The 19,346-nt window shown below is 49.4% G+C and carries 15 protein-coding genes; 11 read left to right on the forward strand and 4 right to left on the reverse strand.

Annotation, left to right across the window (positions count from 1 at the left end):
* Positions 1-5: 5 nt before the first annotated feature.
* The 10 genes from GYMC10_RS14690 to GYMC10_RS32550 all read left to right on the forward strand — a co-directional run bounded on the left by GYMC10_RS14690 (position 6) and on the right by GYMC10_RS32550 (position 11,249).
* Positions 6-1,676, forward strand: coding sequence for an ABC transporter substrate-binding protein (locus GYMC10_RS14690; protein ID WP_015735201.1), 1,671 nt, complete (start codon positions 6-8; stop codon positions 1,674-1,676).
* Positions 1,677-1,691: 15 nt separating this feature from the next.
* Positions 1,692-2,564, forward strand: a complete 873-nt coding sequence (locus GYMC10_RS14695) for a sugar phosphate isomerase/epimerase family protein (protein ID WP_015735202.1) — start codon at positions 1,692-1,694, stop codon at positions 2,562-2,564.
* A gap of 269 nt (positions 2,565-2,833) precedes the next feature.
* Complete coding sequence (locus tag GYMC10_RS14700) at positions 2,834-3,463, forward strand: hypothetical protein (protein ID WP_015735203.1); 630 nt, start codon at positions 2,834-2,836, stop codon at positions 3,461-3,463.
* Positions 3,464-3,551: 88 nt separating this feature from the next.
* Complete coding sequence (locus GYMC10_RS14705; protein WP_015735204.1) at positions 3,552-6,605, forward strand: ATP-binding protein; 3,054 nt, start codon at positions 3,552-3,554, stop codon at positions 6,603-6,605.
* 6 nt (positions 6,606-6,611) lie between these two features.
* Positions 6,612-7,262 carry a response regulator transcription factor gene (locus GYMC10_RS14710; RefSeq protein ID WP_015735205.1) on the forward strand — a complete coding sequence of 217 codons (651 nt, stop codon included), beginning with the start codon at positions 6,612-6,614 and terminating at the stop codon, positions 7,260-7,262.
* A gap of 333 nt (positions 7,263-7,595) precedes the next feature.
* Positions 7,596-8,078, forward strand: a complete 483-nt coding sequence (locus GYMC10_RS14715) for an RrF2 family transcriptional regulator (protein ID WP_015735206.1) — start codon at positions 7,596-7,598, stop codon at positions 8,076-8,078.
* Between the two features lie 26 nt (positions 8,079-8,104).
* On the forward strand, positions 8,105-9,097 hold the full coding sequence (locus GYMC10_RS14720) for an LLM class flavin-dependent oxidoreductase (RefSeq protein ID WP_015735207.1): 993 nt from the start codon (positions 8,105-8,107) through the stop codon (positions 9,095-9,097).
* Between the two features lie 132 nt (positions 9,098-9,229).
* A complete protein-coding gene (locus tag GYMC10_RS14725) occupies positions 9,230-9,967 on the forward strand; it encodes a DUF4184 family protein (protein WP_015735208.1) in 738 nt (245 codons plus the stop codon).
* Between the two features lie 46 nt (positions 9,968-10,013).
* Positions 10,014-10,868, forward strand: a complete 855-nt coding sequence (locus GYMC10_RS14730) for a protein phosphatase 2C domain-containing protein (RefSeq protein ID WP_015735209.1) — start codon at positions 10,014-10,016, stop codon at positions 10,866-10,868.
* Positions 10,869-11,078: 210 nt separating this feature from the next.
* Positions 11,079-11,249: a hypothetical protein gene (locus GYMC10_RS32550; RefSeq protein ID WP_015735210.1), complete on the forward strand. Its 171-nt coding sequence runs from the start codon at positions 11,079-11,081 to the stop codon at positions 11,247-11,249.
* Between the two features lie 131 nt (positions 11,250-11,380).
* Here the strand turns inward: GYMC10_RS32550 and GYMC10_RS14735 are convergent, their stop codons facing one another.
* From GYMC10_RS14735 to GYMC10_RS14750, 4 genes are all read right to left on the reverse strand, one after another.
* Positions 11,381-12,598 carry a Ger(x)C family spore germination protein gene (locus GYMC10_RS14735; RefSeq protein ID WP_015735211.1) on the reverse strand — a complete coding sequence of 406 codons (1,218 nt, stop codon included), beginning with the start codon at positions 12,596-12,598 and terminating at the stop codon, positions 11,381-11,383.
* 1 nt (position 12,599) lies between these two features.
* Positions 12,600-14,129 carry a spore germination protein gene (locus GYMC10_RS14740; protein WP_015735212.1) on the reverse strand — a complete coding sequence of 510 codons (1,530 nt, stop codon included), beginning with the start codon at positions 14,127-14,129 and terminating at the stop codon, positions 12,600-12,602.
* A 3-nt stretch (positions 14,130-14,132) separates the two neighbouring features.
* Entirely contained in the window at positions 14,133-15,218 is a 1,086-nt protein-coding gene (locus tag GYMC10_RS14745; protein ID WP_015735213.1) for an endospore germination permease, read from the reverse strand.
* A 569-nt stretch (positions 15,219-15,787) separates the two neighbouring features.
* Entirely contained in the window at positions 15,788-17,845 is a 2,058-nt protein-coding gene (locus tag GYMC10_RS14750) for a GxGYxYP domain-containing protein (RefSeq protein WP_015735214.1), read from the reverse strand.
* A gap of 315 nt (positions 17,846-18,160) precedes the next feature.
* Between GYMC10_RS14750 and GYMC10_RS14755 the strand changes: the two genes are divergently transcribed.
* A complete protein-coding gene (locus GYMC10_RS14755; RefSeq protein WP_015735215.1) occupies positions 18,161-19,309 on the forward strand; it encodes a GntR family transcriptional regulator in 1,149 nt (382 codons plus the stop codon).
* The last annotated feature ends 37 nt before the right edge of the window (positions 19,310-19,346 follow it).

Genomic DNA, 19,346 nt, shown 5'->3' on the forward strand with positions numbered 1-19,346 from the left:
ACGTTATGAGAAAAAGAACGCGGGTTATTATGGGTGCTATCACCGCATTCAGTATCCTTCTTGCAGGCTGTACCGGGTCACAGGGCCCGAAAGGCGCGGATGAAGCACAGAATACGGGGACCGAGCCAATCGTTTTATCCGAACCGGGAACCTATCCGCTGGTTCAAGAGAAAACCACCTTGAAGGTGATGGTGCGGGGAAATCCGCTGGTCGAGAATTTCGAAACGAACGATTTCACCAAATGGTACGAAGAAAAAACGAATGTGCACATCGAGTGGGAGGTCGTTCCGGAGCAGAGCATGCAGGAGAAGCTGAATCTCGTTCTTGCCAGCGAGGACTACCCCGATGTCATCCTGGGATTGAACATATCGCCGGCGCAGCAGATGATTTACGGCTCGCAGGGCGCCTTTCTCCCGTTGAATGATCTGATCGAGAAGCAGGGGCCGAACACCAAGAAATTGTTCCAGGACAATCCGGAGATCCAATCCACGATTACCGCGCTGGACGGCAATATCTATGCGCTTCCGGAAGTGAATGAATGCTACCACTGCTCCATGAGCCAGAAAATGTGGATTTATGAGCCTTGGCTGAAGAAACTCAACCTAAAGATGCCGGAAACCACCGATGAGCTGTACGAGGTGCTGAAGGCCTTCAAAGAACAGGACCCGAACGGAAACGGAATCCAGGATGAAATTCCGCTGTCGATTTCACCGAAATCCTGGAGCTCCTCCATCGATGCGTTCCTGTTGAACTCTTTCATTTATAATCCGGTTTACGGCTCAAGTTACAAGCATATATTCATAAAAGACGACAAGCTCGACGTCGCCTTCAACAAACCGGAGTGGAGGGAAGGGTTGCGGTATATGAACAAGCTGTATGCCGAGGGGCTGCTCGCTCCGGAGTCATTCACGCAGGATGACAATCAGCTGATCCAGATCGGGGAGAATCCCGATACGGTCATTCTGGGTGCTTCAACCGGCGGCCATCAGGGTATATTTACCCAACTCCTCGGCGAAAGCGGCAGATGGTTGGAATATAAGACGGTGCCGCCGCTCAAAGGACCGAACGGCGTTCGTTATGCGGCTCTCGATTCCACCGGATTAAACCCGGGTGCGTTCGTCATCACGAAAAAGGCCAAGCATCCTGAGCTTGCCCTGCGCTGGGCAGATGGCCTGTACGAGCGGGAGCATACGCTGCGCAGCGTCTATGGCCGTCCGGATCAGGAATGGAGGGAAGCGAAGGACGGAGAGGTCGGCATCAACGGGGAGCCTGCGGTCTGGTCTGAGCTAAAATCATACGGTACGGTGCAAAATATTGCCTGGATACAAACCGGCCCGAGTTTGCGGACAAATGATTTCCGCCTGAGCGCCGTTGCCAAAGGAGACGACGATCTGGAAGTCGTATTGTACAACGAGACGAAAAATAAATACGAACCTTACAAACCAACCGATGTCAGCACCGTTCCGCCGTTGTTTTTGACAAACGAGCAGGCGTCCGAGGTAGCGGATCTGTCCAAAACGATCAACGATTACGTGGATGAAATGATGGCACGCTTCGTGATTGGCGATGCCGATCTGGATAAAGACTGGGACAGTTACGTGAAGCAGCTGGAGGCCATGAATGTAGCCCGCTATCTGGAAATCTACCAGGAAGCTTACGATGGAAGAAGCAAATAAAGGAGGAATCATGCAATGAGGGTTGGTGTAAGCACCTACAGCTTGCTGCCGGCTATCCGCGCAGGCGAGATGACGGTGCTGGATGTGGTGGATTGGATTGCGGAGAACGGCGGACAGCATATGGAGATCGTGCCCTATGGATTTACGCTGGAGGACAATCCCGGACTTGCCGATGCGGTCCGTGAACGGGCGGCCGAAGCCGGTATCGCATTATCCAATTATTCCATGCCCGCTAATTTCGTCCAGGAGAGCAGAGACGACTTCGATGCGGAGGTCGAACGAATCAAGCGCCACGTGGATACGGTCAACCGGCTGGGAATGAAGCATATGCGGCATGACGTAACGGCGTTCACGCTGCCGCCGGAGAAGATGGGCATCGATTACGTGGAAACCCATTTGGACATGATCGTGGAAGGCTGCCGTCAAATCGCGGATTACGCGGCCCGGTCCGGCATCACGACCACAATCGAGAACCATGGCGTGAGCGTGCAGGCAAGCGACCGGGTACAGCGCGTCCTGCAGGCAGTCGACCGTCCGAACTTCAAGACGACCTTGGATATCGGCAACTTTCTATGCGTTGACGAGCAGCCGCTGGTCGGCGTGAAACGCAACTTGCCGCTGGCCTCGCTCGTCCACGTGAAAGACTTCTATTATCGTCCGTATGATCAGGATCCGGGCGGGGGGAAGTGGTTCAGAACGTCCCATGGCAATTACCTGCGAGGCTCCATCTTCGGGCAGGGGGATCTGGATGTGCGGCGAATCCTTCGACTCATTAAAGAATCCGGTTATGACGGGGATATTACGCTGGAATTCGAGGGCATGGAGGAGTGCAGGGAAGGAACCCGATTGGGTTTGGACAATCTGAAGCGGTTATGGGAGGAAGCGTGACAGGAGAAGCGCCAGATTATTTAAACGAAAACCATTATAATACACAGGCCTGCCATGGAGAAAATCCGGGCAGGCCTGTTTGCGCAAAGCGGCAACCGAAAGCAGCTCAGTACGAACCGATAATCACCTATATCTACTAAAAATGGATTCGGGAAGGAACAAAGACGATGCCATAGCCCAATTTCAGTGATTGACAATTTATGGGTTGCGTTTAGTATTAAACTGAAGGACAAAATTCATGGTGAATTTCACCAGCCAAGGGGGATAATATGAACCAAACTACCGTTCCTTATAACGAGATTGAGCCTAAGCTGCAGACCGGAGATATTCTGCTCGCTCATGGGGTAGCCAAGGGAAGTCTTCGAATTGAAGCACTGGAACATTGTCCGTGGTCACATGTTGCGATGGTCGTACGCGCTCCGAACGATGAAGTGCTGTTATGGGAATCCACGTCGCTCGACAATTTGGAGGATACGTGGTTACATATCAAAAAATCAGGTCCTCAGCTCGTGAAGTTACGCGATCGATTGTCAACCGATCTCAGCAACCATTACGATACGATGTTTGCGATCCGTCATCTGCATGCAGATCGAACACCCGAAATGTACGAGCTGCTGGATCATTTTATCGAGCAGGTGCATGATGCTGTGTTTCCGGATAAAAAACAGATGTATTGGGAGATCATCGAAGGCAAGTTTGGCATCACTACTTCGTTCCGCGACTTCTTCTGCAGCAAACTTGTAGCGGAAACCTATATCCAACTAAAGCTGTTGTCCCCCGCTAAAGCACCCAACAGTTACGAACCCAAAGATTTTACATCCAAGCGACATCTTCGTCTGCTGGGGAATGCCCGGTTAGGCGATGAAATTTATATCGATGTTGCGTCCATTCTCGCATGAGATGGCGTAAACACGCGGCTGCCCTGTTTTTTTTTACCTGATCCTATCTTTAGCAGGCCATTCGGAGATTGCTATTGCGAAGTCGTCCGTGAGCGTGCAGAACGGTGAGCTTCGGCTTGAAGGGTGGGATTTCGGCACAGACGGATCCATTTCGCTGAACGGAAAGTGGGCATTTTATTGGAACCAACTGCTGGATCCGGACGATCTGAAACAGGAGGCTTCTCCTGCCGTAAGCGCATACGTCGATATGCCCGAGTATTGGACGAATTATTCGTTGAACGACAGAAAGCTTCCAGCCGACGGATATGCAACGTATCGTTTGACGATTAGCGGGCTTGATTCTGAAGAGCCGATTGCACTCAAACTGCGAAACATCTATTCGTCATACGCCCTATGGGTCAACGATACCCTGGCGGCATCGGCGGGTAAACCTGGATCTACGCACGAGGCATCCATTCCGAAGTATGGTCCGTCTGTAGTCGTACCCGTTAAGCCGGACTCGGACGGACGATTGATGCTTCTGGTTCAGGTCGCCAATTATACGTATCCCAAAGGCGGGATTAATAACGCTATTGAGCTTGGAGATGCCAAGCAGCTGCAGCAGGAGAAGTCGGTAGAGCTTGTAAGAGACAGTCTTGTGATCGGTTCACTGCTGGTGATCGGTGTGTATCATATTATCTTGTACTTGCTCAGACGCAACGACGTAACTCCGCTGTATTTCGGATTGTTCTGTATGTGCATTGCCGTTCGAACGATGCTGGTGGGTTCGAGATTTATACTGGAAATATTCCCAGCGTTCTCATGGGTTTGGTTTGCAAAAGTATCGTATTTAACGATTTACGTCGGCGAATTATTTTTGATCTCATATATATATCACTTGTTTCCCCAATTTCTATCCCGCAAGGTATGGCGTTTGACGCAGTTTTTCACGATATCTTTGACCTTACTGGTGCTTACAACAGATATCCGGGTGTATGATTATTCCCTGATCCCATTTCAGATCTATTCCATCGGGCTTGTTCTCTATGCCGTCTATGCATCCATTCGGTTAGCAAGGCAAAGACAAGAAGGGGCTGTCCTCCTCATCCTCGGATTCAGCCTGATTTTCCTGACAGCGGTCAATGATACCTTAAACCGTAAAGGAGTCTTTACTACGCCAGCGTTGCTGCAGTTCGGTGTGCTCGGGTTTGTATTTTTGCAGGCATTATTGCTGTCCATGAAATCCTCCCGGGCATTTTTCCAAGTGGAGCGATTATCGGAGCGTTTGTTGACATTAGACAAACTGAAGGATGAATTTTTGGCGAAAACCTCGCATGAGCTGCGTACTCCGCTGCATGGCATTATCGGTCTGGCCGATGCCTTGATCGACGGAAGCTCCGGCAAACTGCCATCGCCTGTCATCGATCTTTTGCGGCTCATGAAGGTCAGTGGCCAGCGGCTTGCCCATTTGGTAAACGATATATTGGATTTCTCAAAGCTCAAGCACCAGGAGATCGGTTTGGTCCTCGTGACGGTTAACTTGCGTCTGGCCGTCGAGCTGACCCTTCAAGTGCTCAACCCATTGGCCGAGAAGAAAGGGCTCCGGCTATCCCATCAATTGCCGGACGATATGTACGTGATGGCCGACGAGAATCGATTGCAGCAAATATTGCATAATTTAATTGGAAATGCGATCGCTTACACGGAAACCGGGACGGTTACCGTCACGGCAAAGAGGCTGCAAGGACAAGTTTCGGTTCAGATAACCGATAGCGGAATCGGTATCTCAGAAGCTGATCTGGACCGTATTTTTGAATCATTCGAGCAGATTAATCCTCTGGATCGATCTCAACAAGGCGGTACGGGGATCGGGCTCTCGATTACTAAGAAGCTAGTCGAACTGCATGGCGGAAGGATTGGAGTAACCTCCGGTGTTGGAGAAGGCTCAACGTTCAGCTTTACGCTCCCCATGGCTGGCGAAGGAGAGCCGAAGGGCCCTCCTCTGCCCGTCGCAGATTACATTCCGACGGAGTCATTTCCACAATGGGAGATCGTTGAGCCTGAGCGGGAGGCAGCCCACTCCAATAAACAACTGCCTTCAGTGCTCATCGTGGATGACGATCCGATTAACGTCCAGGTACTCTTGCAATTCCTGGCGGGAAAATATTCACTCAGGTCGACATGCAGCGGACAAGAGGCCCTGGAATGGATCCAGAATGGATACAAACCGGACATCGCGCTTCTCGATGTCATGATGCCGTACGTATCCGGACTCCAATTAGGTGAAGAAATACGCAGGCATTACAATTCTGGCGAATTGCCTGTCATCTTCCTCAGCGCAAAAAGTCAAATGACGGATTTGGTTGCCGGTTTTGAACACGGCGGTAATGATTATCTTGCGAAACCCGTCGACAAGCAGGAGCTGTTGGCACGCCTTGAACTGCATCTCCAACTGGCACGCTGGAATGCAACGCTGGAACGCGAAGTGGAGGCGAGGACCATTGAGCTTGAGCATTCTTTGGAAGAACGGGCCAGAGCATTGTCGGAGATATCCGTGCTCGCCGAGCGGAACCGAATTGCCGGCGATATTCACGATCACGTAGGACATATTCTAACAGCCAGCGTCGTTCAGTTAGAGCTCGGTCTGAAAATGTCTTCGCAGAACGCACCGGAATCGACGGAGAAATTGAAGCATGCGTCCGACCTGCTCCGCAAAGGGCTTCATGAAATGCGGAAATCCGTGCATATGCTTGCCGAGGAAGCGGCTGCTTCAGCAACGTTCCGGGACTCCTTGCTGCAAATCATTAACGACTCCCAGCAATATGCGGAAGTCAACGTGGAGCATAAGATTGAAGTCTCCGACGGAAGTCTTGAGCCGGAGGCCGAGAAGTTGATCCGCCATGCCTTGCAGGAGGGAATCACGAACGGTATTCGTCACGGCCAATGCACGTTCTTCCGGTTTGAGTTGATCGAGACAGAAGACGCTATCCAGTTTACGCTCGAAAATAACGGACTGCCCTTTACGTCCGAACGGCTTGGATTCGGATTGACCATGATGCGCCAAACGACCCGGCGAAGGGGCGGTACCTTCCAGGTCAGCACGAAGGATGGAGCAGGCTGTGTGTTATTACTCACCATGCCCCGTTCCGCGCTTAAGGAGTGATCAGAAATGTCAAGCATAAGCATACTTATTGCAGAGGATCAAACTATTGTCCGTGAAGGCCTAGAGACCATTATCAATATGGAGCCCGAAATGGAGGTCGTTGCTACGACGGACAATGGGCAGACCGCTTGCGAGCTGGTGGAGCAGCTGCGTCCTCAGCTTGTGTTAATGGACATCGAAATGCCGGTTATGAACGGAATTGCGGCAACGCACCAGATTAAGCAGTCCAATCCGGATACGATCGTGCTGATCCTCACGACGTTCACCGAAGAGGATTTCATTATAGAGGCACTGGCCAAAGGAGCATCCGGATATTTGCTTAAAGACTTTACGTCCCAAAAAATCATTGCCTCGATCCGCGAGGCGATTCGTGGCGAGCTGATGCTCCCTTCGAAGGTGGCGGCAAAGTTGGCGGCCCGGTTAAGAACGACCGGAGTTCCACAGTTTCCGGTGCAGAATTATAATCTGACACCCAGGGAATTGCAGATTGCAAAGCTGATGACGGAATATAAGAACAACCGCGAAATCGCCGATATGTTATATATCACGGAAGGTACGGTTCGCAACTACATCAGCGTCATCTATGAGAAAATCGGCATGAATGACCGGACCAAGGCGATTCCGCTGCTCAAGCAGGCACTTAGGGATCCGGATTGATTAAGGCAAGAACACCGCTTTCAATGAAAGCGGTGTTTTTTTGTCATGTGTTTCTATGAGTATAGGGTTTGGCAGTCTATCGAAACAGTTACTTCTGTCATATATTAGCCATACACCTGTCATGCTTTTGTCATGATTCGGTCATATCCTAACATGGCTGAACAAGATCATGCCATTAGCACGATCCCGTTCAGCATTATATGAGATGAACGCGATTCTTAGGTTTTACATTTGAAGCGGGCTGATATATGATATAACGTGGATATTGATTATCCGCTTTAAATATGAATAGCATTTTAAATCAAATCCATACCGTAAAACGAGGTGCTGTTTATGCATATGAAAACCGGCGTGGAACAGTCCGTATATGCCCTGGTTCTGCTCAACATGCTGCCGGACAGGGCGGTGCTGCCCGGGGAAGCGATCAGCCAGCAGCTGGGAACTTCCGTGACCTATTTTCAGAAATTGTTGAGAAAGCTGGTAACCGCTGATCTGATCACGTCCGTCCCCGGCATCAAGGGCGGATTCAGATTAAGGAAAAAACCTGAGGATATCCGTGTATACGACGTTTACCTCGCGGTGGAAGGACAGCAGTCCCTATACTCGTCCCACGGAATTCTCGTAGACATGCTCGACCTGCAAAAAGAAGAGAGCTGCTGCCTGCTATCCGATTTGATGGAAGAAGCCGAGACTTCCTGGAAAGCTGTATTAAAGCGAGAGACCATCGCTTCGTTGTCGGAGGAAATGCGCGGAGAACGCTTTAAGGACAAGGTTAGCGCCTTGGAGGAATGGATCAGCAGCAAAATGGTCATCTAATCGAACCGAAGAAGGGAAGATATCATATGAGATTAAGCGTACTGGATCAAGCTCCCGTCACCAGCGGCAATACGGCGGAAGGCGCATTGATGAAAGCTGAAGAGCTGGCTGTTCTGGCCGATGGATTGGGATACAGCAGAATGTGGATGGCCGAGCATCATGGAGGACATACGTTTGCCAGCTCCGCCCCTGAAGTGACGGCCGCCCGGCTTGCGGCAAAAACCGAGCGGATACGCATCGGCACCGGCGGCGTCATGATGATGCATTATTCTCCACTGAAGCTCGCGGAAGTATTTAAGACGTTAAGCGCATTTACGCCGGGAAGGATTGATTTCGGCGTAGGTCGTGCGCCAGGCGGCGATACGAGTGCTATGTACGCTCTGTCCGAGGGGCGGCAGCTGATGCTTCATAACATGTATGACAAGCTCTCCGTCACCATGCAGCTTCTTCGCGACCAGGTGCCGGAAGATGAACTGTATGCCACGAATGCCGCCGCGCCTACGGGAGTCGCCCTGCCTGAAGTGTGGCTGCTCGGCTCCAGCGGCAACAGTGCGCTGCAAGCGGCACAGATGGGGGTCGGTTACTCCTTCGCACAGTTCTTTAACGGAGCGATGAGCATAGACATATTGGACCATTACCGAGATAACTTCCAACCATCCCCGTACATGGAGAAGCCTGAAATTAACGTATCCTATATGGTGACAACAGCGGAAACAAAGGAAGAAGCGGAGTATGAAGCGCTGCCGCAGGATATTTTCCGGCTGATGATGAGCAAGGGCCGAATTACGCAGGTGATGACACCCGAAGAGGCTCAGAATGTATCTTTATCGGAGATTGACCGGATGGCTATCCAGGAAGGGCGCAAAATTCATCTGGTGGGAGCGGTAAAAGACATCGCGGCCCGCTTACAGGAAGAGCAAGCGCACTACGGATTCCAGGAAGCGATGATATGCAGCATTCCGCATTCGCAGGAAAAGCGGCTGGAGGTATATCGCCTGCTCGCACGTGAACTGCTGTAAATCATGGTTTTGAGAGGGCAGGCGGAAGCCTGTCCTTTTTCGATTGACGAAAATATCGTATCCCTTAGAAGTGTGTTGATGCTAGAATAGTAAAAAATCGTTTATACATAAAATTAGCAGTTAGGAGAGATTATGCCTTTTACATTCGCGCATCCCGTCATCACGATGCCGTGGTGGAAGAAGAAGTCGTTACCGGTGTCCGCGCTCATTATCGGGTGCATGGCGCCGGATTTTGAATATTTCGTCCGTTTTCGGGCGGCTGGCGTATGGGGGCATGAGGGTCCGGGTATTCTCTTATTCAATCTCCCGATGATATTGCTGCTGTACGTTGTGTTTGAGAAGGTTATACGCCCGGTTCTGCACGTCTATTTACCTTCATGGTTCCCTTACCGCTGGCAGAGGGATGGAAAACTTCCAGTCTCTCCCATAGGGTGGCTGGCCGTAATCCTCTTAGGACTGGCAGGCGTTGGCACGCATCTGCTCTGGGATCAGTTCACGCACAAGGGAGCATGGATCGTCAATCAGATTCCGCTCCTTACGGAAATGCTGCATATCGGTGCCTTACAAATTCCGGTGTACAAATTAGGCCAACACGGCAGCACCCTATTTGGATTGGTCCTGACCGCATGGTGGATTCACCGTCATTTGTACGTATCGCCCCCGAAAAGAGCGCATGCGCATCCGGTTATAACCTTTTGGTCCGTATTCGTTACGGTCTATATCCTTGCAATGTTCACGGCCATGTTGACGGTTGTAGAAGGGAGGGGACTGCCCTATGTATTGCAGCTTGTCGTCCCGGCCATTAGCAGCTTTCTGCTCGCACTGCTTGTAACTTGTATCCTATTTTGGAATACGGCCAGGCGAAAATAACGAATCCAGCAAATAAACCAGAATTCATTGTGTAGGAGGGGCCATTATGGTAACCATTGAGCAGTACACCCTTAAGGGGATCCATTTTTTAAATGAAGATGCACTTATTAATCATGAGCAGGCCGGATTGTACGGCGTGTTAGACGGGGTATCCTCCGTGGTTCCCTACCTCAGCGACAAGAAGGAAACGGGAGGGTACCTTGCTGCTCAAGCGGTGAAGAACTTTTTTGAATCACTGGATCAAGTGGAACAGCTTGCGGAGCATGCTGCGGCAGCAAACGATAAGTTAAGAGAACTCATGCAGCAAGCCCATGTCGATATGGAGAAAAAAGACGGGCTCTGGGGAACGGCTCTTGCTCTCGTACGAATTCAGGAGGAACGGGTGGAATTCCTGCAGACCGGTGACTGCATGATTCTTGCCGTGTACCGGGACGGGGAGGTTCGGCCGTTAACCTGGAGACAAGTCGCTCATTTGGAAACTCCAGCCATCGCGAAATGGGAGGAAGGCGTGAATCAGGGACTGACCCGTCAACAAGAACTCCTCGGCACGGTAATAGATATCATTAGGGAGAACCGCTTTAAGAGCAACGTGAATGGAGGCTACGGCGTCTTGAACGGGGATCCCCGTGCCGTTGATTTTCTCGAATACGGAAAAATCAATAGATCCCGAATAGCCCACCTGATTCTATTAACGGATGGTTTATTCTGGCCTGTGAACGACGTGCCGAGTGATCGATCCTATTGGGACTACATCGCGCAGCGTATACTGTTAAAAGGCCTTGAGCAGTATACGCATGAATTACAGGATATCGAAGAGGCTGACCCGGAATGTTTAACCCATGCAAGATTCAAGAAATCCGATGACAAGACGGGCTTGGTGCTTCATCTTAACGACCTATAGTTGGTCCATCGAACCTATAAGCTATGCAAAACTGCTGGTGAAAATGAGAGAATGGCATTTGGGTGAAAAAGAGAGCCGCAGTCATATGGTTGCCATGTCCGATCCGGATTAACTATACTCATACGATATAATAAGCGTGCTTTGCCTAACAACATTTTCATGTATGAATCATATTTTATGGTAACGGCATGAAAGCGGGAGGTATGCAGTATGGGCCGAGGAGTGCAACGTAATCGAAGACAGCAAGGGAAATCAAACAAAGCTACGGTTAAACAATTGGCGTTCATCGCAGCCATTTTGGTATTAATCGCCTCAGCCATAGGCCTCTACGTTGCTTATGATGACTTGTTTGAGGATGAAGGTGTGGAAATTGTCGTGTAGCCAAGCGCGTACGATCAACTTAACAAACAACATTTATTTCATTTTCATCATATATGACATAGGAATTCTACCTGCTTCAAAGCAAAGGCAGCCGTTCTTGACTCCAAGAAAAGGCTGCCTTAATTATGGATTCATTTAATGGCAGATCGTCTGGATATTGTTTCGTTTTGGGTCGAAGGTGCAGCAGGTCCATTTTGATGAGGGAGCAGCTTCATGCCGGCATGATTCAGATGGACTTCGACATGAACCTTTTCCAGAGAACCTTGATCCATCGGTTGGGGAGACGACTGATGGATTTTTTTCCAAAGCCGGGTGTCCTTCTTAAACAATACGTGCTCCAAGCTGTACAGGTCTGTCTTTGAAGCAATCCCATTCTTAAACGTGGACAGAATCTCCTCCTGTACTTCCGTGGCCGCCTGTTTTTCCATTTCAGTCTTAATCATGTCGTCGAGAGCTTCCACCACGTTGCCATTTAACTTCACGTAAATGCTGTATTGGGGCTTTCCGTTGACAATGTTCAATTTCTTGCGAATTTTAGGGTTCGACAATACGACGATCCCCGCGTAGTCGCCGTTCTTATTCGTAATCATGACAGGAGAGCGTTTCGTATCGGTTTCCATCCAGCGCAGACCGGTAAGCTTGTCATTGGTGAAGAAGCCATTCAATTTCTCTTTGGAAATAGCGTATACTCCGTTAATCTCCAGCTTCGGATTTTCTTTTTGATTTAGACTCCAGGTCCTTTTATCGATCGATAGATTAGGAAGAAGTACCGTGCTTGCCGGTTCTGTGGTCAACGCCATGAAATCAAAATATCGAATCGGTACGACATAGGATTTCTGTCTATACTCTTCAGAAGGTTCATGGGCTAACGTATTCAACGGGGATAGATTGAAGAAAGCAGTAACATTAAATAATTGTTCGATGGAGTCTTTTGTTCCAAATACCCATGGCGTCATCCGGATTTCTTGATAACGGCCGATCGTATCCAGTTTGGTTAGGACATTGGATTGTAAGACGGTGTCACTGATGAGAATACAAGAGATATGGCTCCAGCTCGTGCGCACCTGCGCTGAATCATAGATGGCGTTAACCGCCATATCGAACGTTTTGCCTCTAGTTTTGGAAGTCCATACTTGAGGGGGGGTATCCGTTTTTCCCGATTCGTTTTTGGCTACGGACGTAAAATCCATCATCTGGGTGTAAACAACAAAATCACCGTCCTCTTGATCGATGCCGATGGCGGTGATGTAATTCATGTCTTGTATCTCCTTGATGTCCCAGCAGCCCGTTAACATATTGAGCATAACCGTTAACCATATTAATTTTAGGATATTGGTACAGTTTCTCATATCACGTAGGTTCCCTTTCTTCAGATGTGTTATCTATATTCTGCAGCATATCCGGTCGGTTTTTGTTGAAAGCCCACGGTTTTTTCAAGAGGGCATTCATCAAATCCTTGAAGGTCAGCGGCGATAGAGGAGCAAGGTACGGAAGTCCGAAGGATTCCAATACGGAGAGGTAGGCAACGATACTGAATAAACCGATAAAGAATCCCAGCATGCCAAGCAACGAAGACCATATCAGCACATACAGCCGAATAATGCTGACCGTTCCGCTCAATGTCTGGTTTACCAATGTAAACGTTGCGACTGCCGTCGTTGCAGATACGACCAGCATAGTGGGCGACGTTAAACCCGCGCGTATGGCAGCATCACCGATAATGAGGCCGCCTAAGACCGCGATGGTTTGACCCACAGCTTTCGGCAGCCTGACGCCAGCCTCCCTGAATAATTCGAACATGCCCAGCATCAATAAAATTTCCATTGGCGACGACAACGGAAGCCCGAATCGGGAGACGGTGACGGTCGCAAGAAGCAGAAAAGGAAGCTGATCCATGTTGTAGCATGTCAAGGCAACCCAAAACCCCGGAAGCATTATGGCAAGAGATAAACCTATCAACCTTAGAAGCCGTTCAAATATGACAAAGTGGTAAGGAAAATAGGAATCTTCAGGCGACTTTAACAACTCCAGCAAATTGCAAGGCGCAATCAATGCCATCGGCGACCCGTCCACAAGAATGACAAAACGCCCTCTTAACAAGCACTCCACGACGAAATCCGGTCTTCCAATGTAATCCATGAGTGGGAACAGGGATAGGGTCGAATCGGAAAGGGCTTCCTCCAGCTGGCCACTTGTTACTAGCGCATCGACATGGATGCCTTTTAAGCGCTCCTTTGCCTCGTTGATAAATTCCGGGCGTATAATATCGGAAATATACAGAAGAGCTACTCTGGTCTGGCTGCGATCGCCAATCATCATTTGCTCATTGTGGAGTGTGGCTGTACGCAATCTTTTTCGAACGAGTGCCACGTTCATGTTAAGATCTTCCGTAAAAGAGTCGCGTGCCCCTTTGATGGCCACCTCTGTATTGGACTCATCAGGTTGTCTATTGGGAAGCGAGGCAATATCAATGGAATAAAAGCACTTCTCTTTTGAAAAAAATAGGATCATTCGTCCGGCAAACAGAAGTTTAACGACATCGGCAGGCTGCTTCACTTTGCTCCATTCCATCGATTTATCCAGTTCTCTGGCTAAAGGTTCCCAATCCTTGAAGTGTTCCAGTTTTTCTTCCAGATCCGGCAGCACATATTGTGTCATCAGCATGGTATCAACCATACCTTCGCTATACAGCAGCAATACGGGGATAGCATCTTCATGATTTCCTGGGAAAGATTTGATGATGACATCCGCGGAGTTGGCAAACATGGATCGCAGGGCTTCCTCATCCAATGCGTCGGAAGCAGGTTGCCGGTCCACTGCGACCGAGGATGGTTTCTTTTTTCGGCGGAACATGCTATTTCGATTTCTGTAGTTTGACATCATCTACCCTCCTTTGGTATTAGCTCGAAATGTGACAGCAATGGCAATCAACAGCGTCAGCGAAGAAAGGAAGACCAGGTAGGATGGCGAATATTTGCCCAGCACGAATAACTCGATTTGCCGATCGATGACCGGGATCAACGAGATGATGGATGTGGCAACACCCATCCCTAACAGGTACCACAAGCGCCGTTTGGTTTTTTTAAAGGAAATGCCGTCCGCAATAATAAACAGGAACAGGGATATACGTATTAACGTCCCCGATATCCATTGGTACAATGCCAGAAAATCGACATGGGTGATATATTTCGTTATGGTGACCAGCATCCACTGTTCGTAAGCGGGATAGCGGGATTCCATGGCGGGAACAGGACCGAATGTGGCAATAGCTCCCATCAACGGTCCCAGCGTGAGACCTCCCAGCAAAATAGACAATATGACGATCGAGAGGTATTTCATCTTTCGTTTCATGTGATGCTGAAGATAGATCAGTACAATCATCTCCATGAATCCACCGCCGGCCACGAGCATGCTCTTAAGCATGGGCGTATAACCTTCCAAGAAGAGCGGCGTCAACAAGGTATAGTCTTTATATTCCAAATTAGAAACGGCGACAAAATGGCCCAACACCCATACAATGGGAAGCAAGATTCCCGATATGATGGCTATCGAGCGAATGCCGTTATTCGCCACATACACGCATAGGAGGATAATGGTGAGCGAGACGACTGTTTTGGGTGTTTGCGGCAGGTAGGTGACCTGAATCCACGTCACCGTTTCTCGCAAAATCACCATGGACATCCAGAAAAAATAGAGCGTTGTTAAGCTAACGAAGATCCAGCCTATCACGGGTCCGAAGCTGTCTTTGAACCATGCGAAGATGGATTGTTGTCGGGTCCGCTTCATAATGAAAAACAAGATATACACCCAGCCAATATGCAGGATCATGGTTAGCAACGTGCCCATCCACGCGTCCCGGCCTGCTTTCTGCAGAAGAAGCGGAATCAGGACAACGTGATTGGTGATGCCCAAGGACAGCAGCATGATGAAGTAAACGTCGATTAAGGATATCTTTTTAGTTGCGGCCATAATACTAATCTCCATATGAGGGAATACATGCTAATTCGATACAGTGAGTATTCACCATTTGCCGTATTTTATGTATGGTGCGAGGAAGCACAGCCGTAATATGGCTGCGAGTCGTATGGGGGAGAGGATCTTATTCGCCATGTGATTGCCGACTGCAATAGAGTAGGGAAGAGAATCGGACATCAGATCGGCTGTCGAAACGATGTGGTTTTTGCGATTACCCAAGAAATAATTCAGCCGCTTCTCACAGATCCAAGCAGGCAAGGAACCATATTTTCCTTTTAAGAGATAAAGAGATGCGAGGAGAGACGGAGTACTTTATGAAGGCGGTCCGATGTTATTGGAGGCACAGTTCCGATTGCAGCATGATGAAGGACAAGAGATGATTAATGATATTAATCAATTAATTCATGGCATTAATTATATATAATTAATGATATTAACTACATATAGTTAATGCTATGAAATATAGCAACAGACCCCGCGTTAATAAAACAGGCAGCGCAGACCCGATTGGATCGGGCCTGACGCTGCCTTGAGAAATATGCAGTTCGCTTAACAAGACATCATCATTTCTTGCTTGCCGGCAAGCCGTAGCTTTCGCGGATCAAGGAGAAATAGTGATCGGCGCGTACAACTTTGAAGTCTGTTCCAAGCTGTTCGGTTAGAGCCAGCGCATCCGACGGAGTCATGCTCCAGGCAAGCATGCCGAGGGAAACGAAGAGCGGTGACTTACCGTCCCAATTCGCTTTGGCCTCATTCAGGACCTGCAATCCGTCCTGCACGGTGCTGATCCCGCGGATCGTTGATACGGGCAGGCTGTCGCCAACGATTTCAACCCCGTATCTGTCTTCATAGCTAATAAATAAACCGGGTACGTTATATTCCTCCTCATATGCTTTGGCTTTAAACGGAGATAACGGCACATTCTCGCTATCGACTCGATTCAGAACATAAGGGATCGTCATTCCCGTCTTTTTCAGGTATTTCTCGGTAGACCGCAAGAACTGCTGAAAGCTTGCATCCGGCCATGGGCTTGGGTAAAAATATCCGGCACCGGACGGCCCGGCAATCAGCAAATCGTTCTCTGTAGCCGAATTGAGATAATAATTCAATATCGCTGGAGCACCTTCATAAAGCAGCGGGCTGGAGGTCCAGTTGATCGGGACTTTGCCGCGAGCCGGGTCATCCCACATGACGCGCATGCGATGCTGGTTGTATTGGAAGTTGTCGCCTTCCGTAAAAGTATACGTTACGTAAATCTTATTCTCCAGGGCCGGCTGTGGAGGTGTTTTCGCCAGCTTGAAATTCGGCTTGGTTCCCGAGAAGACAGTCAGATTGCTGAACCAGTCGGCCGCCAGCACATAAACGCCATAACGGGAAGCGATCTCGACGGAACTGAACTCGCCTTCCACATCGTTGCTGAACCAGCCGAGATACGGGGTTCCCGGCTTCACATCAGACAGGATTTTTTCGAACAGCGCTTTTTGCTCAGGCACATTGGAATCCAGCCAGAAGACCATCGCTTTGTTGGCTACGGCGTAATCTCTTAAGTAACCATAAGGTTCCTGCTGCTCAGCGGATAGCGGACGGACATTTCCAGCGGAAACCTTATACTGGTTCCACATATCCACTTCGGCGGTCAGGTTCTTGGTTCCGGCAGGAGGGGTGAATTCGTACACAAAATAACTGCCGTTATCGGCGAAGCGGTGACCGCCCTGTCCTTCACTGAACTTGGAATTTTGCCGATCATATAGATAGGTCTCTTCTTCCGGTGTACCTGCGATGAAACTCGCAATCACGTTGCCGTCGGCCTTAACCGTTACTTCGTGTACGGCAGGGCCCCAACCATCCTGGGTGAAAGCATCGTCGAACCGAAGATATACCTCTGATTTTCCCAAGAGGAAGGATAAATCAAGCTGGTAAGTATCACGATTGCTTGCATCGCGAATCTGCTCCTTTTCCTCTGCAATCGTTACAAACGATTCCGGTAGGCCGGAAGGAATTCGAATCGCCGTATCCGGGTCCAGTCCGACTAACATCTGATGATTCGTCTGTTTCCACAGATTCTCGTACTGCCAGGTGTAAGCTTCGAGCCGGTTATCGAATTTGCCGCGCAGATCGTCCAGCGTCTTCAAGTTGTAAGGGGCTTTGGACAATTTGGCGGCCAGCTCCGGGCTGGCAACGACAGCCTTCTTCAGTCCTGCGAGGGTGGTGGCGACATTAATCGTGTCGGGAACTTCCGGATCATAAACAATCATGCCTTTGGCTTCGCCTTGATAAGCAGCGAATACGTCCCAATAATCTTCATGAAGCGTATAAGGCACGTTTATATCTTCAAGCCAGGTCATTTTCCCTTCTTCCTGGGACTCAATCAAATAGATTCGGGGCTGTTCCCTGTTAACGATTCCCTGCAAGGTCCCTAATAGCAATTTAATGTCACCTGGAGCATCATAAATATCTGCGGCATCCAAATGCTTCGGTTTCTTGAAACTTGGCAGTTCGCGGTTATCGGAGCCGTCGGGTTTGGCTGGCCATGCATCCGTTCCCGAAGCAAAAGCTGCGCCGCCGCTTAATGAAAAAGCACAAAGGATGGCTAAACAGAGAATCGTGAATCTACGGGCCATGGCGAATTCACTCCTTGTTATGTTCTGTTGTCAACTGGAAGCGCGTGCTCATCCGTAAACATCCAACCTCCTTTTTTCGGTACCATACCGTGCAGCACACTGCTTACCAACACATATTTAATATATTCAAATATTATTTTACAAGAGGTTCGACAAAACTTCTTATAATTCTTGCAAATCAGGCATGTTAAACGCTATTGCATCAAGGGGTTGTCGTAACAGTCGTTGTCAGCTCATGCTTGTTTATTGCGCTTGTATGTGTAAGGATATATTATATATTTCAAATATCATGAATGAATTGGTGATGTGATTAGAATGAGTACAAATGATCGAATTCCGTTGTATCAGCAAATCCAGGACTATATCCGACACGTCATAGCATCAGAAAATATGAAGCCCGGTGATCGCATTCCGACAGAGAAGGAGCTGATGGACCAGTTTCATGTCAGCAAGATCACGGTTGCCAATGCGCTGACGGGATTAGCGAACGAGAAATTGATTGCCCGCGTGCCGGGCAAAGGAAGTTTTGTTGCGGAAGAAGCGGACTTCTCACCCGGTAACCAGCCGTTGGCTTCGTCGCTCAAGGGAAAAGAGAGGACGCTGGCAACGGGCATGATTGGCGTGATTATGCCCACGATTCATGATTACTTTGCCATGAGACTCATCGAGGGAATCGAGCAGGCTCTGAATGATGAAGGTTATCGAAGCATGATCATGCTGACCGACGGCAAACTCGACAAGGAAAAAGACGCCATCAAGGATCTGAAGGCTCTCGGAGCCGAAGGCCTGCTGATTTTCCCGATCGACGAGGAGAACTACAACGAGGAGATACTGGGCATGAAGCTGTCCGGTTTTCCTTTTGTGTTGATCGACCGGTATTTGCCTGGCGTCGAGACTCATTATATTGCCGCCGATGGCAGGCGGGGCACCCGGCTCGCCGTTGAGCATCTATGGGAGCTTGGGCACCGGGATATCGCCATCTGCTCGGATTCCCCCCTTCAGACCGTGACGGTTCAGGAGCGGATCGAAGGGTATATCGATGCATTGAAGGACAAAGGCGCGCTCATCAATCCGGCGCATATGATTACGGATTTCAAACCGCTGAACGTGCTTAAGGATGCGGAAGCGCACCCATTGTACCGATACATTCGAAATCGCATGGTAACCGCCTATATTTCGCTTAACGGGAGACTGGGCGTGCAGATCTATCAGATGGCAAAGCAAGCGGGGCTTAGGGTCCCAGAGGACGTATCGATCGTCAGCTTCGACGATCCGACTTCCATCGTGGAGGAATTCAGCATTTTCACCCATGTCAAGCAGTTTGAGCGGGATATGGGATATCAAGCCGCCGGCAAACTTCTGGAAGTGCTGCGCGGCTCAGGCGAAGGCAAGAGTTACAGCAAAATGCTGATTGAGCCTGAGCTTGTGATCCGCCAAACATCCGGCCGCGTTCCACGAACTTAATATCCATGCGAAGAATAAGCCTTTTCCGTCATCCAAC

Origin of the sequence: Paenibacillus sp. Y412MC10 (assembly GCF_000024685.1) — a bacterium.
Taxonomy (GTDB): domain Bacteria; phylum Bacillota; class Bacilli; order Paenibacillales; family Paenibacillaceae; genus Paenibacillus_AQ; species Paenibacillus_AQ lautus_A.

What these genes read in the sequence shown, in the direction of transcription:
- GYMC10_RS14690 (WP_015735201.1), top strand. Translation starts at nt 6, where the DNA reads ATGAGAAAAAGAACGCGGGTTATTATGGGTGCTATCACCGCATTCAGT.
- GYMC10_RS14695 (WP_015735202.1), top strand. Translation starts at nt 1,692, where the DNA reads ATGAGGGTTGGTGTAAGCACCTACAGCTTGCTGCCGGCTATCCGCGCA.
- GYMC10_RS14700 (WP_015735203.1), top strand. Translation starts at nt 2,834, where the DNA reads ATGAACCAAACTACCGTTCCTTATAACGAGATTGAGCCTAAGCTGCAG.
- GYMC10_RS14710 (WP_015735205.1), top strand. Translation starts at nt 6,612, where the DNA reads ATGTCAAGCATAAGCATACTTATTGCAGAGGATCAAACTATTGTCCGT.
- GYMC10_RS14715 (WP_015735206.1), top strand. Translation starts at nt 7,596, where the DNA reads ATGCATATGAAAACCGGCGTGGAACAGTCCGTATATGCCCTGGTTCTG.
- GYMC10_RS14720 (WP_015735207.1), top strand. Translation starts at nt 8,105, where the DNA reads ATGAGATTAAGCGTACTGGATCAAGCTCCCGTCACCAGCGGCAATACG.
- GYMC10_RS14725 (WP_015735208.1), top strand. Translation starts at nt 9,230, where the DNA reads ATGCCTTTTACATTCGCGCATCCCGTCATCACGATGCCGTGGTGGAAG.
- GYMC10_RS14730 (WP_015735209.1), top strand. Translation starts at nt 10,014, where the DNA reads ATGGTAACCATTGAGCAGTACACCCTTAAGGGGATCCATTTTTTAAAT.
- GYMC10_RS32550 (WP_015735210.1), top strand. Translation starts at nt 11,079, where the DNA reads ATGGGCCGAGGAGTGCAACGTAATCGAAGACAGCAAGGGAAATCAAAC.
- GYMC10_RS14735 (WP_015735211.1), bottom strand. Translation starts at nt 12,598, where the DNA reads ATGAGAAACTGTACCAATATCCTAAAATTAATATGGTTAACGGTTATG.
- GYMC10_RS14740 (WP_015735212.1), bottom strand. Translation starts at nt 14,129, where the DNA reads ATGTCAAACTACAGAAATCGAAATAGCATGTTCCGCCGAAAAAAGAAA.
- GYMC10_RS14745 (WP_015735213.1), bottom strand. Translation starts at nt 15,218, where the DNA reads ATGGCCGCAACTAAAAAGATATCCTTAATCGACGTTTACTTCATCATG.
- GYMC10_RS14750 (WP_015735214.1), bottom strand. Translation starts at nt 17,845, where the DNA reads ATGGCCCGTAGATTCACGATTCTCTGTTTAGCCATCCTTTGTGCTTTT.
- GYMC10_RS14755 (WP_015735215.1), top strand. Translation starts at nt 18,161, where the DNA reads ATGAGTACAAATGATCGAATTCCGTTGTATCAGCAAATCCAGGACTAT.